Source organism: Enterobacter sp. S-33 (genome assembly GCF_028735835.1).
In the GTDB taxonomy this organism is placed as follows: Bacteria; Pseudomonadota; Gammaproteobacteria; order Enterobacterales; family Enterobacteriaceae; genus Enterobacter; species Enterobacter vonholyi.
In genome coordinates this window covers 847,895-867,098 of record NZ_CP117838.1, presented here as the reverse complement: position 1 = coordinate 867,098, position 19,204 = coordinate 847,895, and the positions used below count along the sequence as shown (strand labels likewise).

Sequence of the window (19,204 nt, the reverse complement as noted above, 5' to 3'; positions counted from 1 at the left end):
TCAGACAATCTGTGTGAGCACTACAAAGGCAGGTTCTTTAAGGTAAGGAGGTGATCCAACCGCAGGTTCCCCTACGGTTACCTTGTTACGACTTCACCCCAGTCATGAATCACAAAGTGGTAAGCGCCCTCCCGAAGGTTAAGCTACCTACTTCTTTTGCAACCCACTCCCATGGTGTGACGGGCGGTGTGTACAAGGCCCGGGAACGTATTCACCGTAGCATTCTGATCTACGATTACTAGCGATTCCGACTTCATGGAGTCGAGTTGCAGACTCCAATCCGGACTACGACGCACTTTATGAGGTCCGCTTGCTCTCGCGAGGTCGCTTCTCTTTGTATGCGCCATTGTAGCACGTGTGTAGCCCTACTCGTAAGGGCCATGATGACTTGACGTCATCCCCACCTTCCTCCAGTTTATCACTGGCAGTCTCCTTTGAGTTCCCGGCCTAACCGCTGGCAACAAAGGATAAGGGTTGCGCTCGTTGCGGGACTTAACCCAACATTTCACAACACGAGCTGACGACAGCCATGCAGCACCTGTCTCAGAGTTCCCGAAGGCACCAATCCATCTCTGGAAAGTTCTCTGGATGTCAAGAGTAGGTAAGGTTCTTCGCGTTGCATCGAATTAAACCACATGCTCCACCGCTTGTGCGGGCCCCCGTCAATTCATTTGAGTTTTAACCTTGCGGCCGTACTCCCCAGGCGGTCGACTTAACGCGTTAGCTCCGGAAGCCACGCCTCAAGGGCACAACCTCCAAGTCGACATCGTTTACGGCGTGGACTACCAGGGTATCTAATCCTGTTTGCTCCCCACGCTTTCGCACCTGAGCGTCAGTCTTTGTCCAGGGGGCCGCCTTCGCCACCGGTATTCCTCCAGATCTCTACGCATTTCACCGCTACACCTGGAATTCTACCCCCCTCTACAAGACTCTAGCCTGCCAGTTTCGAATGCAGTTCCCAGGTTGAGCCCGGGGATTTCACATCCGACTTGACAGACCGCCTGCGTGCGCTTTACGCCCAGTAATTCCGATTAACGCTTGCACCCTCCGTATTACCGCGGCTGCTGGCACGGAGTTAGCCGGTGCTTCTTCTGCGGGTAACGTCAATCGATGAGGTTATTAACCTCACCGCCTTCCTCCCCGCTGAAAGTACTTTACAACCCGAAGGCCTTCTTCATACACGCGGCATGGCTGCATCAGGCTTGCGCCCATTGTGCAATATTCCCCACTGCTGCCTCCCGTAGGAGTCTGGACCGTGTCTCAGTTCCAGTGTGGCTGGTCATCCTCTCAGACCAGCTAGGGATCGTCGCCTAGGTGAGCCGTTACCCCACCTACTAGCTAATCCCATCTGGGCACATCTGATGGCAAGAGGCCCGAAGGTCCCCCTCTTTGGTCTTGCGACGTTATGCGGTATTAGCTACCGTTTCCAGTAGTTATCCCCCTCCATCAGGCAGTTTCCCAGACATTACTCACCCGTCCGCCGCTCGCCGGCAAAGTAGCAAGCTACTTTCCGCTGCCGCTCGACTTGCATGTGTTAGGCCTGCCGCCAGCGTTCAATCTGAGCCATGATCAAACTCTTCAATTTAAGTTTGATGCTCGTGAATTAAACTTCGTAATGAATTACGCATGTTCACTCAGAGACTTGGTATTCATTTATTGTCCGAAGACATTAAGAATCCATGTCACTTTGAGTGCCCACACAGATTGTCTGATAAATTGTTAAAGAGCAGTGCAACGCAGCTTTCGCTCACCGTTGCGAGGTGGCGTATATTACGCTTTCCTCTTTCAGAGTCAACCCGTTATTTCAGGATTTTTTCTCTTCAACCGACCGGCTGTTTGTGAAGTGATTCACATCCGCCGTGTCGATGGAGGCGCATTATAGGGGGCCGCCGAGGAATGACAAGCGGAAAAATGCATTTTTATTTCAACCGCTCATCTTTTCACCAGAAAGGCTATTTTTGGTGCTTTTTAATCTCTTTTGGCAGATCGGCCAGACTATTAATTACCCAATCCGCAGCATTCTCAGCTTCTGGCGTCACTGGCTTGCCGGTGCGTACTAATATTTTGGTCCCTACACCCGCTGCTGTGGCTGCCTGCATATCTTCCAGTTTATCGCCCACCATATAAGAAGCCGCCATATCAATGTGCAGGAACTCCTGCGCAGAGATGAACATCCCCGGATGCGGCTTACGGCAATCACAGGTCTGACGATACTCTTCTACGGTTCCCTGTGGGTGGTGCGGACAATAATAGATGCCATCGAGATCCACACCGCGGTCGGCCAGCGACCAGTCCATCCATTCCGTCAGCGTTTCGAACTGCGCTTCGGTGAATTTACCGCGTGCAATACCGGACTGGTTCGTCACGACCACCAGCGCATACCCCATCTCTTTCAGCTGGCGCATGGCATCTATTACGCCCTGGATAAACTCGAACTCATCAATCTCATGGACATAACCGTGATCCACATTAATAGTGCCGTCACGATCGAGGAAAATTGCGGGTACTGATTTTGCCACCGGTTTGCTCCTGAAAAAGGCATGTTCGACTAGTATCTCATGAATCGCAGCGCAATAAAGTGCTCATCGTACAGAGTTGGATTGATTTAGACGTCTGGATGCCTTAACATCCGTTTTGTTTACGGTCATCACCCGTATCTGGCAGAAGAAAATGCCACGGCTAACTTACATACGATAAAAATAATCTAATGATTAAACTTTCCAATATCACCAAAGTGTTCCAGCAGGGGAACCGAACCATTCAGGCTCTGAACAATGTCAGCCTGCATGTTCCTGCTGGTCAAATTTATGGCGTCATTGGCGCATCGGGTGCAGGTAAAAGCACGCTGATCCGTTGTGTTAACCTGCTTGAGCGTCCAACCCAGGGCAGCGTAGAAGTTGGCGGTCAGGAACTTACCGCCCTTTCAGAGAAAGAACTCACCAAAGCGCGTCGTCAGATTGGCATGATTTTCCAGCACTTTAACCTGCTGGCTTCCCGCACCGTGTTCGGCAACGTTGCCTTACCGCTTGAGCTGGATAACACGCCGAAAGAAGAAGTGAAGCGTCGCGTCACCGAGCTGCTCGACCTCGTGGGTCTGGGCGACAAACATGATAGCTACCCGGCAAATCTGTCCGGCGGGCAAAAACAACGTGTGGCCATCGCCCGCGCGCTGGCCAGCAATCCTAAGGTACTGCTGTGCGATGAGGCCACCAGCGCACTGGATCCCGCAACCACGCGTTCTATTCTGGAACTGCTAAAAGACATTAATCGTCGTCTGGGCCTGACGATCCTCCTTATTACGCACGAGATGGATGTGGTGAAACGCATCTGCGACTGCGTGGCGGTCATTAGCAACGGTGAACTGATCGAGCAGGACACGGTAAGTGAAGTGTTCTCGCATCCGAAAACCCCGCTGGCGCAGCAGTTCATCCAGTCCACCCTGCATCTGGATATCCCGGAAGACTATCTGGAGCGTTTGAAGACCGAACCCGCTGCTGACAGCGTCCCGATGCTGCGCATGGAGTTCACCGGTCAGTCCGTTGATGCTCCCCTGCTTTCCGAAACCGCGCGTCGCTTTAACGTGAACAACAACATCATCAGCGCGCAGATGGATTACGCCGGTGGCGTGAAGTTCGGCATCATGCTGACAGAAATGCACGGCACACAAGAAGAAACCCAGGCAGCCATTGCCTGGCTGCAAGAACATCACGTAAAAGTAGAGGTACTGGGTTATGTCTGAGCCGATGATGTGGCTGCTGGTTCGCGGCGTTTGGGAAACGCTGGCAATGACCTTTGTCTCTGGCTTCTTTGGTTTTGTGATTGGCCTGCCGGTCGGCGTGTTGCTGTACGTGACGCGTCCGGGTCAAATCATTGAGAACGCGAAGCTGTACCGTACGCTCTCTGCGCTGGTGAACATCTTCCGTTCTATCCCGTTCATTATTTTACTGGTGTGGATGATTCCGTTTACCCGCGTGATCGTCGGAACGTCTATCGGTCTGCAGGCGGCGATCGTTCCGCTGACCGTTGGCGCTGCGCCGTTTATCGCCCGTATGGTGGAGAACGCCCTGCTGGAAATCCCAACCGGTTTGATCGAAGCTTCCCGTGCGATGGGTGCCACGCCGATGCAGATCGTCCGCAAGGTTCTGCTGCCTGAGGCGCTGCCAGGGCTGGTGAATGCGGCAACCATTACGCTTATCACCCTGGTCGGTTATTCCGCGATGGGCGGTGCCGTTGGTGCCGGCGGTTTAGGTCAGATTGGTTACCAGTACGGCTATATTGGATATAACGCTACCGTGATGAATACCGTTCTGGTATTGCTGGTTGTTTTGGTTTACTTAATCCAGTTCTCTGGCGATTGCATCGTCCGGGCTGTTACGCATAAATAACGTTACACACAACACAAACTCTACGAGTTAAGGATAAAACATGGCGTTTAAATTAAAGACCTTCGCAGCAGTAGGCGCGCTGATCGGCTCTCTGGCACTGGTGGGTTGCGGTCAAGACGAAAAGGATCCAAACCACATTAAAGTGGGCGTTATCGTAGGTGCAGAACAGCAGGTTGCGGAAGTTGCTCAGAAAGTGGCAAAAGAGAAATATGGCCTGGACGTGGAGCTGGTGACCTTCAACGATTACGTTCTGCCGAACGAAGCGCTGAGCAAAGGCGATATCGACGCGAATGCCTTCCAGCATAAGCCATACCTGGATCAGCAGATTAAAGATCGCGGCTATAAACTGGTGGGTGTCGGTAACACCTTCGTGTATCCGATTGCCGGTTACTCTAAGAAAATTAAATCACTGGACGAACTGCAGCCGGGCTCTCAGGTTGCCGTACCTAACGACCCAACTAACCTTGGTCGTTCCCTGCTGCTGCTGCAGAAAGTGGGCCTGATCAAACTGAAAGACGGTGTTGGCCTGCTGCCAACCGTTCTGGACGTCACCGAGAACCCGAAAAATCTGAAAATCGTTGAACTGGAAGCACCGCAGCTGCCACGTTCTCTGGACGATGCACAGATTGCTCTGGCCGTTATCAACACCACGTACGCCAGCCAGATTGGCCTGACGCCAGCCAAAGACGGTATCTTCGTTGAAGATAAAGACTCCCCGTACGTTAACCTGATCGTGACTCGCGAAGACAACAAGGACGCGGAAAACGTGAAGAAATTCGTTCAGGCCTATCAGTCAGATGAAGTTTACCAGGAAGCCAACAAAGTGTTTAACGGCGGCGCTGTTAAAGGCTGGTAATCTCACCTCAGTGTAATATCATCAGGACGGGCTTATGCCCGTCTTGTCATTTGTGCAGTCAACTGATTCAATATCTGACGTTTTGATTATCCATTGAGGAAATATTATGCGTGCTTTACCGATCTGTCTTTTAGCACTCATGCTGAGCGGCTGTTCTATGCTAAGCAGATCTCCCGTTGAACCTGTTCAAAGCACGGCAACCCCGCCAAAGACCGAGCCTGCGAAACCGAAAGTGGTTCGCCCTGCGCCGGTTCGCATTATCACGAAAGCGGACGAACTCGTCGGTAAACCGTTCCGTGAGCTGGGCGAAGTGAGCGGCGAATCCTGTCAGGCGACCAATCAGGACTCACCACCAAATATTCCGACAGCGCGTAAACGCATGCAGATTAATGCCGCAAAAATGAAAGCTAACGCGGTTCTGCTGCACAGCTGTGAAGTCACCAGCGGCACGCCGGGCTGCTACCGTCAGGCGGTTTGCATCGGTTCTGCGCTGAACATCACGGCGAAATGAGTGCATTTCAGTTCGAGCAGATAGGCGTTATCCACTCTCCTTATAAAGAGAAGTTCGCCGTCCCTCGCCAGCCCGGTCTGGTCACCAGCGGAAGCGGTGAGCTTCACCTGATTGCGCCTTACAATCAGGCCGATGCGGTACGCGGGCTCGAGGCTTTCAGCCATTTATGGGTGGTGTTCGTGTTTCACCAGACGATGGAAGGCGGCTGGCGACCTACCGTGCGTCCTCCTCGTCTTGGCGGCAATGCGAGAATGGGCGTGTTTGCAACGCGCTCGACCTTCCGTCCAAACCCGGTTGGCATGTCGCTGGTTGAACTGAAAGGCATACGCTGCCAGAAAGATCGGGTGATACTGGAGTTAGGTAGCCTGGACCTGGTCGACGGCACGCCGGTTATCGACATCAAGCCCTATTTGCCCTTCGCCGAAGCGCTCCCGAACGCGCGTGCAAGTTATGCTCAGGACGCACCACAGGCGGACATGCCGGTGTATTTTACGCCTGAGATAACCGCACAGCTCGGTCAGCTGGAGAAACGCTATCCTCGCTTACGGGATTTCATCACCGAAGTTCTGGCACAGGACCCGCGCCCGGCCTACCGTAAAGAAGAGGAAGCAGGAAAAACGTACGCCGTCTGGCTGATGGATTTTAACGTTCGCTGGCGCGTCACCGGGGCAGGTTTTGAAGTGTTTGCCCTTGAACCCAGGTAATTTTGTTCTCCTCTCTTTTGGCATCTTTGCCACACTGGTAAACTAAACCACTTTTTTTGTGTCAGGCTGGTGTTTCAGCCTGTTCCAATCGTCGAAATGGAACCGTAACAACATGCGTACTAGCCAATATCTGCTCTCCACTCTGAAGGAGACGCCTGCCGACGCCGAAGTGATCAGCCATCAGCTGATGCTGCGCGCCGGGATGATCCGCAAGCTGGCCTCCGGGTTATATACCTGGCTGCCGACCGGCGTGCGCGTCCTGAAAAAAGTCGAAAACATCGTGCGTGAAGAGATGAACAACGCCGGTGCTATCGAGGTGTCCATGCCTGTGGTTCAGCCCGCTGACCTGTGGCAGGAGAGTGGCCGTTGGGAACAATATGGTCCTGAACTGCTGCGCTTCGTCGATCGCGGCGAGCGTCCGTTCGTTCTCGGCCCAACGCATGAAGAAGTTATTACCGACCTGATTCGTAATGAGCTGAGCTCTTACAAACAGCTGCCGCTGAACTTCTTCCAGATCCAGACCAAGTTCCGTGACGAAGTTCGCCCGCGTTTCGGCGTCATGCGTTCTCGCGAATTCCTGATGAAAGATGCCTACTCTTTCCATACCTCTCAGGAATCACTGCAAGAGACTTACGACGCAATGTACGCGGCGTACAGCAAAATCTTCTCCCGCATGGGTTTGGATTTCCGTGCTGTGCAGGCTGATACCGGCTCCATCGGCGGTAGCGCATCCCATGAGTTCCAGGTACTGGCGCAGAGCGGTGAAGACGATGTGATCTTCTCTGACTCTTCAGACTACGCGGCGAACATCGAATTTGCAGAAGCGCTGGCACCAAAAGAACCGCGTGCTGCGGCAACGCAAGAGATGACGCTGGTTGATACGCCAAACGCGAAAACCATTGCCGAGCTGGTTGAGCAGTTCAATCTGCCGATCGAAAAAACCGTGAAAACGCTGCTGGTGAAATCCACCGAAGGCAGCGCTTACCCGCTGGTTGCCCTGCTGGTGCGTGGCGATCACGAGCTGAACGAAGTGAAAGCCGAGAAGCTGCCGCAGGTCGCCAGCCCGCTGACGTTCGCCACGGAAGCGGAAATCCGCGCAGTGGTGAATGCGGGTCCAGGTTCACTGGGTCCAGTCAATCTGCCGGTGCCGGTTGTTATTGACCACACGGTTGCTGCAATGAGCGACTTCTCCGCCGGTGCGAACATCGACGGTAAACACTACTTCGGCATCAACTGGGATCGCGACGTGGCGACGCCGGAAGTGGCTGACATCCGTAACGTGGTTGCAGGCGATCCAAGCCCGGATGGTCAGGGTACCCTGATGATTAAGCGCGGCATCGAGGTCGGTCACATCTTCCAGCTGGGCGATAAATACTCTCGTGCGCTGAACGCCGCCGTTCAGGGTGAAGATGGCCGTAACCAGATCCTGACCATGGGCTGCTACGGTATCGGGGTGACGCGCGTGGTGGCTGCGGCAATTGAGCAGAACTACGACGAGCGCGGCATCGTCTGGCCGGACAATATCGCGCCGTTCCAGGTCGCCATTCTGCCAATGAACATGCACAAGTCTTACCGCGTGCAGGAGCTGGCCGAGAAGCTGTATGCCGAGCTGCGTGCTCAGGGCATCGAAGTGCTGATGGATGACCGTAAAGAGCGTCCGGGCGTGATGTTCGCCGATATGGAACTGATCGGCATCCCACACACCGTCGTTATCGGTGACCGTAACCTTGACAGCGATGAGATTGAATACAAATACCGTCGCAGCGGCGAAAAACAGATGATCAAGACCGGCGACATCCTTGATTACCTGGTGAAAGCCATTAAAGGCTAAACAAAAAAACCCCGCTCAGGCGGGGTTTTTTAATGGTGCTACGTCAGCTTATTTACTGTTACTGTTACAGTCTTTGCCCGCAATAAATTTCGCGCCTTTATCCGCCACCAGCGTTTTCACCATCTCTCCGCTATCCGGGTTTGCTTCAAGCGTAAAGTGACCGTCAACCGTCAGCAATACCGGCTTGCTGTCATTACCGCGTGCCACGGCGTAATCACGTTCAAGCTGCGCATTGTTTGCCACGCTAACCTTCCTGCCGGTTGCGCAGTCGGTAAAGATCGCCGCATCCGCCATATAGAAGTACATCCCCCGCATTGTCATAGGCGTGGCAGGCAGAGCCGCTTTTACCGGCGCAAGCGTGTAGTTGAACTGGGATTCAATCGGGTTGCCTTCGCGGTCAAGCATCTCCATTCCCTCGCCTTTGGCGCGGAAAAAGGTTTTCTCACCGGAGGTATCCGTCAGAACCAGCTTCTCAGCCGTACGCGCCCATGTTCCGTAAGTTGCAAATGACGAGGGTTCTTTAGCGCCCTGATAGCGCTGGTTCATTACCCAGGTGCCGTCTTTTTGCAGGAACAGAGACGTTTCAATGCCTTCGCAGTCTGCGCAAGGCAATACGCCGCGCCAGCTCTGCTGCATTGGTTTTAACTCTTCCGTTTGCGTGGGTTGTAACATCTGCGTTTCGGAGCGGTTGTTACACCCGAAAAGCGCAAACAGCGTGCTCACTGCCATCGCTGACCATAATGCTTTTTTCACAATGAATTCCTTATGAAAATTGTGTTCCCTTTCGTCACTCTGTTGGGCGACGAACTTTACCGCGTAGTGCTTTCACTGTGGATTTTTGGGCCTTCGAGGACAGCCGACGCTCTTTCGATGCGCGGGTTGGCCGCGTTGCCCGGCGGCTTTTTTGTACTGCCGTTAATTCTTTGATGACCGCCACCAGCCTGGCTATCGCCGCTTCCCGGTTGAGCTCCTGGCTGCGGTACTCCTGGGCTTTGATCACAATCACACCATCGCTGGTGATCAGGTGATGGCTGGCAGCAAGCAGGCTTTCTTTATAATACTCTGGCAGGCTCGAGGCCCGAATGTCAAAACGCAAATGGATAGCCGTCGACGCCTTGTTGACGTGCTGCCCACCGGCCCCCTGAGCACGGATGGCGGTGATCTCCAGCTCGTTGTCAGGAATGCTGACGTTACGGGACAAGACGATCATGACGCGGGCTGCCACGCCGTCAAATGAATTTCCAGATTATTCTGAGAATCAGAGAGCCAGATGGCGCCATCCTGAATCGTCGCCTGCAACACCATGGTCCGGCTGGCAAACTCGCTCAGCTGAGCCAGCTGCTCATCATCCAGATACCAAACCGTGAGATTTTTAAACTGTCCGCACTTGCTCTTGTTTTGCTGCCACCAAATCTCCGCAGCACGCTGATTATACGCGAATAAGGCCACTTCAGCGGACTGGGTGCAGGCCTTCTTAATTCTGCGCTCGTCAGGCAGGCCGAGTTCGATCCACAAGTCGATACCCAGATGATCGTTGCGCAGCCAGGCTTCAGGCTCGTCTTCTGCGCTTAACCCACGGGTAAACTGCAGACGCTCGTCGGCGTACTTAATCCACGCCAGCAGGCGCAGCATCATGCGCTCCTGGGTTTCGGAGGGATGCCGTGCCAGCGTAAGCGACGCGTCGAGGAACTGGTTGCGATCAAGATCGGCCACATTGACCACTGCTTTATAAATTGTCGCTTTCAGCGCCATGAGAGAACTCCATTCGAATCAGGCGCTCATTGTAGCTAAAACCGCGGCAAAAGGCTGTTATGGGGTGATAAATACACCGCTATCAAGGCGCTGATATTGCTTAAATGAGTATGGTATAGTCACCTTGCTAAACCGAGTTTATCTTCGTAGGCTTAATGATATCTCACAGTAAGTCAGTGCGCTGGCGGGAGGGGATGTGAATAATTATTGTGAGTTAATTCGCAAACGGTATGCGGAAATCGCCAGCGGAGATCTGGGGTATGTCCCGGACGCGTTGGGCTGTGTATTGAAAGTGCTTAATGAAGTGGCCTCTGATGAGAGCCTTTCAGAGTCGGTCAGGGAAAAAGCAGCTTATGCTGCGGCGAATTTACTGGTGAGCGATTATGTCGATGAATGATACTTATCAACCCATCAATTGTGATGACTATGACAACCTCGAACTCGCCTGCCAGCATCATTTATTACTGACGCTGGAGCTAAAAGATGGCGAAGTGTTGAAGGCAAAAGCCAGCGATCTGGTTTCACGCAAGAATGTGGAATACCTGATAGTGGAAGATGCCGGTGCGACGCGTGAGCTGCGCCTGGACAAAATAGCCAGCTTCAGCCACCCGCAAATCGGCACCGTCGTGGTGAGCGAATCCTGATGACACTAACGGGCAGCCTGGCTGCCCGTTACGCTTTCTGCCACTCAAAACGGACACCCTCTTCTGTCCAACCCTCTTCCGTAATGAAAACCCCTGCCGCAGCAATCAACGTTTCACCATAGAACAGCAGCGGCGTGGTGTCGCGCTGCCACGGCGGCACGTTGCACTCCTGCCAGATTTTCTTCAGCTTGCGTCCCCCGTTGCGCCCGACGATATGCAGCATGCCGCCAGCCTTAAAGCGCACCGTTACCGGTTCACCGGGCTCCGGCAGCCGCACATGACCAGACGGTATAATAGAGACACGTCCAGCCTCAGCGGGCAATATCAGCGGAAGCTCAGGAGAAAGCCAGTCGAGCACCACATCGGTCAGTGAAGGCGTTGATTTTACCCACCAGAGTTCCCCTTTGTAGCGCCTTACGTCAAAACCGTTCAGGTGGACGCACGGGGAAGCATCATCCCGCGCCAGGGCAACCTCGTCCCAGATACGGCTCAGCATCGCCCGCGACGGCATCGCAGCGTGATGAGAGGCAAGCCAGCGGCGTAACAGCGCGGCGCGACGTACCGGGCTCATCGCTTGCATCGGGGCGATCGCCAGCCCCCCGTCGGCAGAAATCAGCCCAGCCAGCTCGCCGCTCAACAGCTCGTCCAGCAGCGACTCCTGTTCGGCGCACAGCATGGCGCTTCTTGCCGTCGCGTCGGCGAAATGCGGCCAGCGCTCGCTTAAAAGCGGAAGGACGCGCAGACGAAGGAAGTTACGGTCATAGCCGTCATCCTGGTTGCTCTCATCTTCGATCCAGCTCAGCTGATGTTCTCGCGCCCAGGCTTCAAGCGAGGCGCGCGTCTCGCCAAGCAGCGGACGCAGTAACGTTGTGCCGGCAAATTCAGAACGCGCCGGCATGGCAGAAAGCCCCGCCGGCCCGCTGCCCCGCTTAAGCGCCAGCAGAAAGGTTTCACACTGATCGTCCAGGTGCTGGGCCGTGACCAGCGCTTCTCCGGTACGTAATGCCCCGGCAAACGCGGCATAGCGGGCTTTACGTGCCTGCGCCTCGATGCCCAGCCCTTCCTCCGCAAGCATGACGCGTTCAACGATGAGCGGGATCGCCCAGGCCGCACACAAGGCTTCGCAGTGCGCCACCCACTCCTCTGCGTGAGGACTTAATCCGTGATGAATATGCATCGCCCGGAGCTGGACGTCAGGTTCCCGATCGCGCCAGCGCTTAAGGCGATGGAGCAGAACGGTGGAATCCAGGCCACCGCTAAACCCCACCAGCAGCTGGCGGTACGGTGAAACGGCTTGTGCGATAGCGGGTAAGATCATAGGGAATTACACATAAAAAATGCCCGAGCTGAGCGGGCATTATCACACAGGACGAACATTACTGCTGATAAAGCTCCAGCGGCAGGCCGTCCGGGTCGTTGAAAAAGGTAAAGCGCTTGTCGGTGAACGGATCGACGCGAATCGCTTCGCACGTCACGCCGTGTGCTTCCAGATGCTTAACTGCGCTATCCAGGTCATCGACGCTGAAGGCGAGATGGCGCAGGCCGCAGGCTTCCGGGCGGGACGGACGAGCAGGCGGAAAAGGAAAAGAGAACAGTTCAATCACATACTGCCCGTTTAACGCCAGGTCACCCTTCCAGGAGTCGCGCTCCTCGCGGTAGGCCTCACTCATAAGCGTGAAGCCAAGGATGTCGCAGTAGAAGGCCTTACTTTTCGCGTAATCGGTCGCAATGATCGCAATATGATGAACAGCTTTTAAACCCAGCATAGCTTCTCCTTTTTATGATCCCTGAACGTTACAACCGAAAACCCGCACCATGCAAGCGGTCACCCTTATTTTAGGACTCGCACCCAGTAAACGCCGTTTTCGTCGCGCTTCGCACCGTGGATATCCGTCTCAAAACCGGGATAGTGACGCCCTACCGAACAAAGCATCAGCAGGAAATCGAGCACGGCCCGACTCTCTTCGGTAATCATCTCTCCCGGCATCAGGAGCGGTACGCCCGGCGGGTAGGGCAGGATCATGTTCGCCGATACGCGCCCGACCAGGTTTTCCAGCTCAACGGTTTCGACCTCCCCTTTCACCTGGCGCTGCCATGCCTTGTGCGGGGTAAACTTCATCTCCGGTAAGACATCGAACGCCTGAAGCATCAGACGCGGCAGATCGTGCTGACGGATCAGCCTGTGGATCCCCTGGGCCAGATCCTGAATGCGCATATTACGGTAGAAGTCAGGATCCTCCGCATAGAGATCCGGCAGCATGTTCTTCACCCGCAGGTTGAGATCGTAGGCTCGCTTAAACTCCATCAGCCCGCGCAGCAATCCCATCGCCCGGGTTTTGTCGATCCCGATGCTGAACAGGAACAGCAGGTTATAGGGACCGGTTTTCTCCACCACCACGCCACGTTCATCAAGGAATTTCGCGACCAGCGCGGCCGGAATACCTTCATCGCTCATCCTGCCCTGCTCGTCCATGCCCGGCGTCAGGATCGTCACTTTTACCGGGTCGAGGAACATATGGTCGCTATCGGCATCCCGGAAACCATGCCAGTCTTCGCCGGGCGAGACGGGCCAGCATTCTGCCTCATCAATCTCTTCCGGCTGCCAGATATCAAAGAACCAGCCGTCGGCTTCATCTTTCAGCCGCTGCACCTCTTTACGGAAATGCAGCGCGCGCTCCACCGAACGGTTGATGAGACGTTTACCCGGGTTGCCGCGCAGCATCGCCGCGGCCGTTTCGATAGACGCCACCAGCGGATAGCTCGGCGAGGTGGTGGTATGCATCATAAAGGCTTCGTTAAAGGTCTCCTCGTCGTACTCGCCTTTAATGTGAATAAGCGAAGCCTGGGAAAACGCGGCCAGCATTTTGTGCGTCGACTGCGTTTCGAAGAATACTTTACCCGGCACGCGCTCGCCGCTCATGCCGCTTTTACCCGCGTAAATCGGGTGGAAATTAGTGTACGGTACCCATGCGGAATCGAAGTGGATCGACGGCACGTCCAAAGTCTTTTTGATCCAGTTCGTGTTGTACAACAGACCGTCATAGGTCGAGTTGGTGATGACCGCATGAACAGGCCAGCTTGCGCAAGGGATCGTCGCGACCTTACTTTCAATGGCTTCATGGGTAAACTCCCGGCGCGGAATGCCGCCAAGAATACCGAGCGCGTTACGCGTGGGCGACAGCCAGAGCGGTACGACGTCGCTCATCATCAGCAGGTGCGCCAGCGATTTATGGCAGTTACGGTCAATCAGCAGGGTGCTGCCAGCAGGCGCAGCGTACATCCCGACAATTTTGTTCGAGGTCGAGGTGCCGTTGGTCACCATATAGCTCTGCTCGGCGCCAAAGGTGCGGGCGATATACTCTTCGGCTTCCAGATGAGGGCCGGTGTGATCCAGCAGAGAGCCTAATTCGGTGACCGAAATTGACACGTCCGCTTTCAGCGTGTTGCCACCAAAGAAATCATAGAACAGGCAGCCCACCGGGCTTTTTTGGTAGGCCGTCCCCGCCATATGGCCTGGCGTACAGAAGGTATATTTCCCCTCCTTCACGTAGGTGAAGAGCGCGCGGGTAAACGGCGGAGTGATGTTATCGAGATATTCATTCGTGTACTGCTGAATTCGGGTCGCAATATCGTCCGCCACGCCGAGGGAATATTCAAAAAACCACAGCGCCATACGCATATCATTGGCGCTGACGTCCATGGTTGAGTGAGTATTAATAAATGCGTACAGCGGGAGGTATTCGTTCAGCTTGTTGATGTCGCTGCACAGTTCGAGATCATATTCGTCCCAGTCGAAGATCACGCCGCAGATACGCGGGTTGTGCTCGATGAACTTCAGCAGGTCGGCGCTGTTGTGCGGCCAGATTAGCTGATACCCACGCGACTGCAGGGCTTGCTCCAGCTCCTTAATCGGCTCATCTTTATAAAAGACGCCGTGTGGCCCCATAATGGCAATGATATTCATGGGCTTCCTCCTTTAAAAACATTAGCTAAGCATAGCCCGGCTAAACCGCAGGTATAAAAAAAGCCGCAACAGTGTGCGGCTTTTCAGATAATTGTGAAGCTTACGCGTAACCGTAGGTCATCAGGCGCTGGTAACGGCGGTTGAGCAGATCTTCTGTGCTCAGCACGTCCAGGTCCGCCAGGTCTGCCAGCAGCTGCGCTTTCAGAGACGCTGCCATCACTTCCGGCTTACGATGTGCACCACCCAGCGGTTCCGGGATGATGGAATCGATCAGCTTCAGCTCTTTCAGGCGTGGCGCAATGATGCCCATTGCTTCTGCAGCCAGCGGCGCTTTGTCGGCGCTTTTCCACAGAATGGACGCACAGCCTTCGGGGGAGATAACGGAATAGGTACTGTACTGCAGCATATTCACTTTATCGCCCACGCCAATTGCCAGCGCACCGCCGGAGCCACCTTCACCGATAACGGTACAGATGACCGGCACCTTCAGACGAGACATCTCGCGCAGGTTGCGCGCGATGGCTTCAGACTGACCGCGCTCTTCCGCGCCCACGCCAGGGTAAGCCCCCGGGGTGTCGATGAAGGTGATGATTGGCATGTTGAAACGCTCAGCCATCTCCATCAGACGCAGGGCTTTACGGTAGCCTTCTGGTGCTGGCATACCGAAGTTACGACGGATTTTCTCTTTGGTTTCACGACCCTTCTGATGACCAATGATCATCACCGGGCGTCCGTCCAGACGCGCGATACCGCCAACGATAGCTTTATCGTCAGCGTATGCGCGATCGCCTGCCAGTTCGTCAAATTCGTCAAACGCCAGGCGGACATAATCCAGGGTGTACGGACGCTGTGGATGGCGAGCCAGCTGGGCCACCTGCCATGCGCCGAGATCGGCAAAGATTTTACGCGTCAGCTCTACGCTTTTCTCGCGCAGACGATGCACTTCTTCGTCGATGTTAATATCCAGTTTTTCATCCTGACGGCTTACCGCTGTCAGAGAATCGATTTTCGCTTCCAGCTCAGCAATCGGCTGTTCGAAATCAAGGAAATTCAGACTCATAGTATTCCTGTATTAGTCAAACTCCAGTTCCACCTGCTCCGAACCAATGAGGCCACGGAGATCGTTCAGTAAACGATCGCTCGGAGAGACACGCCACGTTGCACCAAAGCGCAACCGCGCACGTGCATCCGCCCTCTGATAGTAGAGATGTACTGGAATTGTCCCCGAGCGGTGGGGTTCCAGAGACTGACGGAGTCGGTTTAAAAGCTGGTCATCAATTTGCCTGTCCGTCAGCGAGATAGCAAGCCCGCGAGCATATTTTTCCCGGGCTTCGTCAATGTCCATCACTTCGCGGGCGGTCATTTTAAGCCCCCCACTGAAGTCATCAAAGCTGACCTGTCCGCTGACGATAAGTATGCGGTCTTTTTCCAGCAATTGCTGGTATTTATCCAACGCGTCGGTGAACAGCATCACCTCCAGACGCCCGGAACGGTCATCCAACGTACAGATGCCGATACGATTGCCGCGCTTGGTGACCATAACCCTTGCAGCAATCACGAGCCCCGCAGCCGTGGTGATTTTACCACGTTCTGTCGGATGCATGTCTTTAAGCCTGTGGCCGCCGACATAGCGCTCAATTTCTTTAATGTACTGGTTGATCGGGTGCCCCGTCAGGTACAAGCCTAACGTTTCACGCTCCCCATCCAGTACCACCTGTTCTGGCCACGGCTGGCAGTTGGAATAAGATTGCTCGATCTGCTCTGGCTCTTCCGCCAGCACACCGAACATATCCGCCTGACCAATGGCTTCCGCTTTTGCGTGCTGATCCGCCGCTTTCAGGGCGTCGCCGAGGGAATTCATCAGCGCGGCGCGGTGCGGCCCCAGCCTGTCAAACGCGCCGGACATGATCAGTTTTTCCAGCACGCGACGGTTCAGTTTTTTGGTATCGGTACGGGCGCAAAGATCGAACAGCTCGCGGAAATACCCGCCGTTGTTACGCGCCTCGATGATCGCCTCGATCGGACCTTCACCTACGCCTTTGATCGCGCCGATCCCGTAAACGATCTCTCCGTCATCGTTGACGTGGAAGTGGTAGAGCCCTGAGTTAATATCCGGCGGCAGGATCTTGAGTCCCATGCGCCAGCACTCGTCCACCAGGCCAACCACCTTCTCGGTGTTATCCATATCGGCCGTCATTACCGCCGCCATAAATTCAGCAGGATAGTGCGCCTTCAGCCACAGCGTTTGATACGACACCAAAGCATAGGCGGCGGAGTGAGATTTGTTAAATCCGTACCCGGCGAATTTCTCCACCAGGTCGAAGATTTTCATCGCCAGCTCGCCGTCAACGCCGTTTTTCTTCGCCCCGTCTTCAAAAATGGAGCGCTGCTTGGCCATCTCTTCCGGCTTTTTCTTACCCATCGCACGACGCAGCATGTCCGCGCCGCCGAGCGTATAGCCGGAAAGCACCTGGGCAATCTGCATGACCTGTTCCTGATACAGGATGATGCCGTATGTTGGTTCCAGTACCGGCTTCAGGCTTTCGTGCTGCCACTGAACGTCCGGGTAAGAAATCTCTTCGCGACCGTGCTTACGGTCGATAAAGTTATCTACCATCCCTGATTGCAGTGGGCCCGGACGGAACAGGGCGACCAGTGCGATCATATCTTCAAAGCAGTCAGGCTGCAGACGTTTAATCAGATCTTTCATGCCGCGGGATTCAAGCTGGAAGACGGCTGTCGTCTCCGAGCGCTGCAGCATGTCGAAACTTTTCTTGTCATCCAGCGGGATGGCGGCAATGTCTATCGGCTCAAGACCCTGCTTTTCCCGGCGCGGGTTGATCATCTTCAGCGCCCAGTCGATGATCGTCAGCGTACGCAGGCCGAGGAAGTCAAACTTCACCAGCCCGGCGTATTCCACGTCGTTCTTATCAAACTGAGTAACCGGATGCTCACCAGCTTCATCGCAGTAGAGCGGCGCGAAGTCGGTAATTTTGGTCGGCGCAATAACCACGCCCCCCGCATGCTTACCGGCGTTACGCGTGACGCCTTCAAGCTTGCGCGCCATGTCGATCAGCGCTTTGACCTCTTCGTCCGCCTCGTAGATTTCCGGCAGCTGCGGCTCGGCTTCAAACGCTTTTGCCAGCGTCATGCCCGGATCGGGCGGCACCAGCTTAGAAATGCGATCGACAAACCCGTACGGGTGGCCCAGCACGCGGCCCACGTCGCGGATAACCGCTTTTGCCGCCATCGTACCGAAGGTAATGATCTGCGATACCGCGTCACGGCCGTACATATCGGCGACGTGCTCAATCACCTGGTCGCGTTTCTCCATGCAGAAGTCGACGTCGAAGTCGGGCATCGAGACACGTTCCGGGTTGAGGAAACGTTCGAACAGCAGGTCGAATTCCAGCGGATCGAGGTCGGTAATTTTCAGCGCATACGCCACCAGCGAACCTGCACCGGAGCCACGCCCTGGCCCGACCGGCACGCCGTTATCTTTCGACCACTGGATAAACTCCATAACGATCAGGAAGTAGCCCGGGAAGCCCATCTGGTTGATCACCTGGAGTTCAATGTCCAGGCGTTCGTCATACTCAGGACGACGCTTTTTACGCTCTTCTTCATCCGGGAACAGGAATTCCAGACGCTCTTCCAGACCTTCTTTTGATTTCGCGACCAGGAAATCTTCCGTGGTCATGTCACCCGTCGGGAACTGCGGCAGGAAGTATTCGCCGAGGCGGACGGTAACGTTGCAGCGCTTGGCGATCTCTACGCTGTTTTCCAGCGCTTCGGGAATATCGGAGAAGAGTTCACACATCTCCTCCTCGCTGCGCATGTACTGTTGAGCGGAGTAATTACGCGGCCGCTTCGGATCGTCGAGCGTAAAGCCATCGTGGATCGCCACGCGAATTTCGTGCGCGTCAAAATCTCCCGGTTCGAGAAAGCGTACATCGTTTGTCGCGACGACGGGCAGACCGCGTTCTTCCGCAAGTGCGACCGCCGCATGAAGATAGCTCTCTTCGTCCTGGCGACCGGTGCGGATCAACTCCAGATAATAACGATCCGGGAAATACTCTTCGTAGAACGAGACGCATTGATCCACCAGCGCGCTGTTACCGCGCAGCAGTGATTTGCCGACGTCACCCATACGGCCACCGGAGATCAGCAGCAGCCCTTCGTTGAGCTCGGCCAGCCAGTCGCGGTCGATCCACGGGCCCAGCGCACCATATCCGCGCTGATAGGCTTTTGAGATAAGCAGCGTGAGGTTTTGGTAACCCGTGTTGTTCATCGCCAGCACGGAGATTTGCGTCAGTTCATCCCCGATGAGGTCGCTCTGTACGTGGAAATCCGCGCCGACGATGGGCTTTATCCCCGCGCCGTGCGCTGTTCCGTAGAACTTCACCAGGCCACACAGGTTGGTAAAATCGGTGATCGCCAGCGCAGGCATGCCAAGGGAGGCCGCCTTTTTTACCAGCGGCCCGGTCTTCGCCAGCCCATCGATCATGGAGTAGTCGCTATGCACCCGCAGGTGTACGAAACGTGGTTCAGCCATCT

Annotated in this window: 17 protein-coding genes and 1 rRNA gene; 8 read left to right on the top strand and 10 right to left on the bottom strand. The window is 54.9% G+C overall.

Annotation, left to right across the window (positions count from 1 at the left end; translation table 11 throughout):
* Positions 1–43: 43 nt before the first annotated feature.
* Together PUP35_RS04010 and gmhB are read right to left on the bottom strand one after the other, a co-directional pair.
* A 16S ribosomal RNA gene (locus PUP35_RS04010) occupies positions 44–1,585 on the bottom strand.
* A 367-nt stretch (positions 1,586–1,952) separates the two neighbouring features.
* Entirely contained in the window at positions 1,953–2,519 is a 567-nt protein-coding gene (gene gmhB / locus PUP35_RS04005) for a D-glycero-beta-D-manno-heptose 1,7-bisphosphate 7-phosphatase (protein WP_274242130.1), read from the bottom strand.
* A gap of 188 nt (positions 2,520–2,707) precedes the next feature.
* On the opposite strand from gmhB, the gene metN reads away from it, so the two are divergent.
* The 6 genes from metN to proS all read left to right on the top strand — a co-directional run bounded on the left by metN (position 2,708) and on the right by proS (position 8,287).
* Positions 2,708–3,739, top strand: a complete 1,032-nt coding sequence (gene metN / locus PUP35_RS04000; protein WP_023310475.1) for a methionine ABC transporter ATP-binding protein MetN — start codon at positions 2,708–2,710, stop codon at positions 3,737–3,739.
* Complete coding sequence (locus tag PUP35_RS03995; RefSeq protein ID WP_271368680.1) at positions 3,732–4,385, top strand: methionine ABC transporter permease MetI; 654 nt, start codon at positions 3,732–3,734, stop codon at positions 4,383–4,385. Before metN ends, PUP35_RS03995 begins: the two co-directional genes overlap by 8 nt.
* Before the next feature lie 40 nt (positions 4,386–4,425).
* Complete coding sequence (gene metQ / locus PUP35_RS03990) at positions 4,426–5,241, top strand: methionine ABC transporter substrate-binding lipoprotein MetQ (protein WP_014168729.1); 816 nt, start codon at positions 4,426–4,428, stop codon at positions 5,239–5,241.
* Between the two features lie 106 nt (positions 5,242–5,347).
* Positions 5,348–5,752 carry an Rcs stress response system protein RcsF gene (rcsF, locus tag PUP35_RS03985; RefSeq protein WP_008501883.1) on the top strand — a complete coding sequence of 135 codons (405 nt, stop codon included), beginning with the start codon at positions 5,348–5,350 and terminating at the stop codon, positions 5,750–5,752.
* Positions 5,749–6,456 carry a tRNA (N6-threonylcarbamoyladenosine(37)-N6)-methyltransferase TrmO gene (gene tsaA / locus PUP35_RS03980; protein WP_115876395.1) on the top strand — a complete coding sequence of 236 codons (708 nt, stop codon included), beginning with the start codon at positions 5,749–5,751 and terminating at the stop codon, positions 6,454–6,456. The genes rcsF and tsaA overlap by 4 nt, the downstream gene beginning before the upstream one ends.
* 112 nt (positions 6,457–6,568) lie before the next feature.
* Positions 6,569–8,287, top strand: a complete 1,719-nt coding sequence (gene proS / locus PUP35_RS03975; protein ID WP_274242123.1) for a proline--tRNA ligase — start codon at positions 6,569–6,571, stop codon at positions 8,285–8,287.
* Between the two features lie 48 nt (positions 8,288–8,335).
* Here proS and nlpE read toward each other — a convergent pair whose 3' ends face one another.
* The 3 genes from nlpE to PUP35_RS03960 are packed head-to-tail and all read right to left on the bottom strand — an operon-like array spanning position 8,336 to position 10,039.
* Complete coding sequence (nlpE, locus tag PUP35_RS03970) at positions 8,336–9,040, bottom strand: envelope stress response activation lipoprotein NlpE (RefSeq protein WP_274242121.1); 705 nt, start codon at positions 9,038–9,040, stop codon at positions 8,336–8,338.
* 34 nt (positions 9,041–9,074) lie between these two features.
* Positions 9,075–9,497 carry an alternative ribosome rescue aminoacyl-tRNA hydrolase ArfB gene (gene arfB, locus PUP35_RS03965; protein ID WP_032649720.1) on the bottom strand — a complete coding sequence of 141 codons (423 nt, stop codon included), beginning with the start codon at positions 9,495–9,497 and terminating at the stop codon, positions 9,075–9,077.
* Positions 9,494–10,039 (bottom strand): YaeQ family protein, encoded by a 546-nt coding sequence (locus PUP35_RS03960; RefSeq protein WP_023310470.1) that lies wholly within the window; start codon positions 10,037–10,039, stop codon positions 9,494–9,496. Before PUP35_RS03960 ends, arfB begins: the two co-directional genes overlap by 4 nt.
* A 196-nt stretch (positions 10,040–10,235) precedes the next feature.
* On the opposite strand from PUP35_RS03960, the gene PUP35_RS03955 reads away from it, so the two are divergent.
* A complete protein-coding gene (locus tag PUP35_RS03955; protein WP_008501889.1) occupies positions 10,236–10,436 on the top strand; it encodes a YaeP family protein in 201 nt (66 codons plus the stop codon).
* Positions 10,423–10,683, top strand: a complete 261-nt coding sequence (gene rof / locus PUP35_RS03950) for a Rho-binding antiterminator (RefSeq protein WP_008501890.1) — start codon at positions 10,423–10,425, stop codon at positions 10,681–10,683. Before PUP35_RS03955 ends, rof begins: the two co-directional genes overlap by 14 nt.
* Before the next feature lie 28 nt (positions 10,684–10,711).
* Here the strand turns inward: rof and tilS are convergent, their stop codons facing one another.
* From tilS to dnaE, 5 genes are all read right to left on the bottom strand, one after another.
* Positions 10,712–12,001 (bottom strand): tRNA lysidine(34) synthetase TilS, encoded by a 1,290-nt coding sequence (tilS, locus tag PUP35_RS03945; RefSeq protein WP_115876398.1) that lies wholly within the window; start codon positions 11,999–12,001, stop codon positions 10,712–10,714.
* A 58-nt stretch (positions 12,002–12,059) separates the two neighbouring features.
* The gene (locus PUP35_RS03940; protein WP_023334583.1) at positions 12,060–12,449 is read right to left on the bottom strand and encodes a VOC family protein; all 390 of its coding nucleotides are present in this window, start codon (positions 12,447–12,449) and stop codon (positions 12,060–12,062) included.
* Between the two features lie 65 nt (positions 12,450–12,514).
* Positions 12,515–14,647, bottom strand: a complete 2,133-nt coding sequence (locus PUP35_RS03935) for a lysine decarboxylase LdcC (RefSeq protein WP_274242114.1) — start codon at positions 14,645–14,647, stop codon at positions 12,515–12,517.
* A gap of 100 nt (positions 14,648–14,747) precedes the next feature.
* On the bottom strand, positions 14,748–15,707 hold the full coding sequence (gene accA, locus PUP35_RS03930; protein WP_111963988.1) for an acetyl-CoA carboxylase carboxyl transferase subunit alpha: 960 nt from the start codon (positions 15,705–15,707) through the stop codon (positions 14,748–14,750).
* Between the two features lie 12 nt (positions 15,708–15,719).
* Positions 15,720–19,202: a DNA polymerase III subunit alpha gene (gene dnaE / locus PUP35_RS03925; RefSeq protein ID WP_111963989.1), complete on the bottom strand. Its 3,483-nt coding sequence runs from the start codon at positions 19,200–19,202 to the stop codon at positions 15,720–15,722.
* Between the last annotated feature and the right edge of the window lie 2 nt (positions 19,203–19,204).

Coding starts and splice junctions, on each gene's coding strand:
- metN (WP_023310475.1), top strand. CDS start 2,708: ATGATTAAACTTTCCAATATCACCAAAGTGTTCCAGCAGGGGAACCGA.
- PUP35_RS03995 (WP_271368680.1), top strand. CDS start 3,732: ATGTCTGAGCCGATGATGTGGCTGCTGGTTCGCGGCGTTTGGGAAACG.
- metQ (WP_014168729.1), top strand. CDS start 4,426: ATGGCGTTTAAATTAAAGACCTTCGCAGCAGTAGGCGCGCTGATCGGC.
- rcsF (WP_008501883.1), top strand. CDS start 5,348: ATGCGTGCTTTACCGATCTGTCTTTTAGCACTCATGCTGAGCGGCTGT.
- tsaA (WP_115876395.1), top strand. CDS start 5,749: ATGAGTGCATTTCAGTTCGAGCAGATAGGCGTTATCCACTCTCCTTAT.
- proS (WP_274242123.1), top strand. CDS start 6,569: ATGCGTACTAGCCAATATCTGCTCTCCACTCTGAAGGAGACGCCTGCC.
- arfB (WP_032649720.1), bottom strand. CDS start 9,497: ATGATCGTCTTGTCCCGTAACGTCAGCATTCCTGACAACGAGCTGGAG.
- PUP35_RS03960 (WP_023310470.1), bottom strand. CDS start 10,039: ATGGCGCTGAAAGCGACAATTTATAAAGCAGTGGTCAATGTGGCCGAT.
- rof (WP_008501890.1), top strand. CDS start 10,423: ATGTCGATGAATGATACTTATCAACCCATCAATTGTGATGACTATGAC.
- tilS (WP_115876398.1), bottom strand. CDS start 12,001: ATGATCTTACCCGCTATCGCACAAGCCGTTTCACCGTACCGCCAGCTG.
- PUP35_RS03940 (WP_023334583.1), bottom strand. CDS start 12,449: ATGCTGGGTTTAAAAGCTGTTCATCATATTGCGATCATTGCGACCGAT.
- PUP35_RS03935 (WP_274242114.1), bottom strand. CDS start 14,647: ATGAATATCATTGCCATTATGGGGCCACACGGCGTCTTTTATAAAGAT.
- accA (WP_111963988.1), bottom strand. CDS start 15,707: ATGAGTCTGAATTTCCTTGATTTCGAACAGCCGATTGCTGAGCTGGAA.
- dnaE (WP_111963989.1), bottom strand. CDS start 19,202: ATGGCTGAACCACGTTTCGTACACCTGCGGGTGCATAGCGACTACTCC.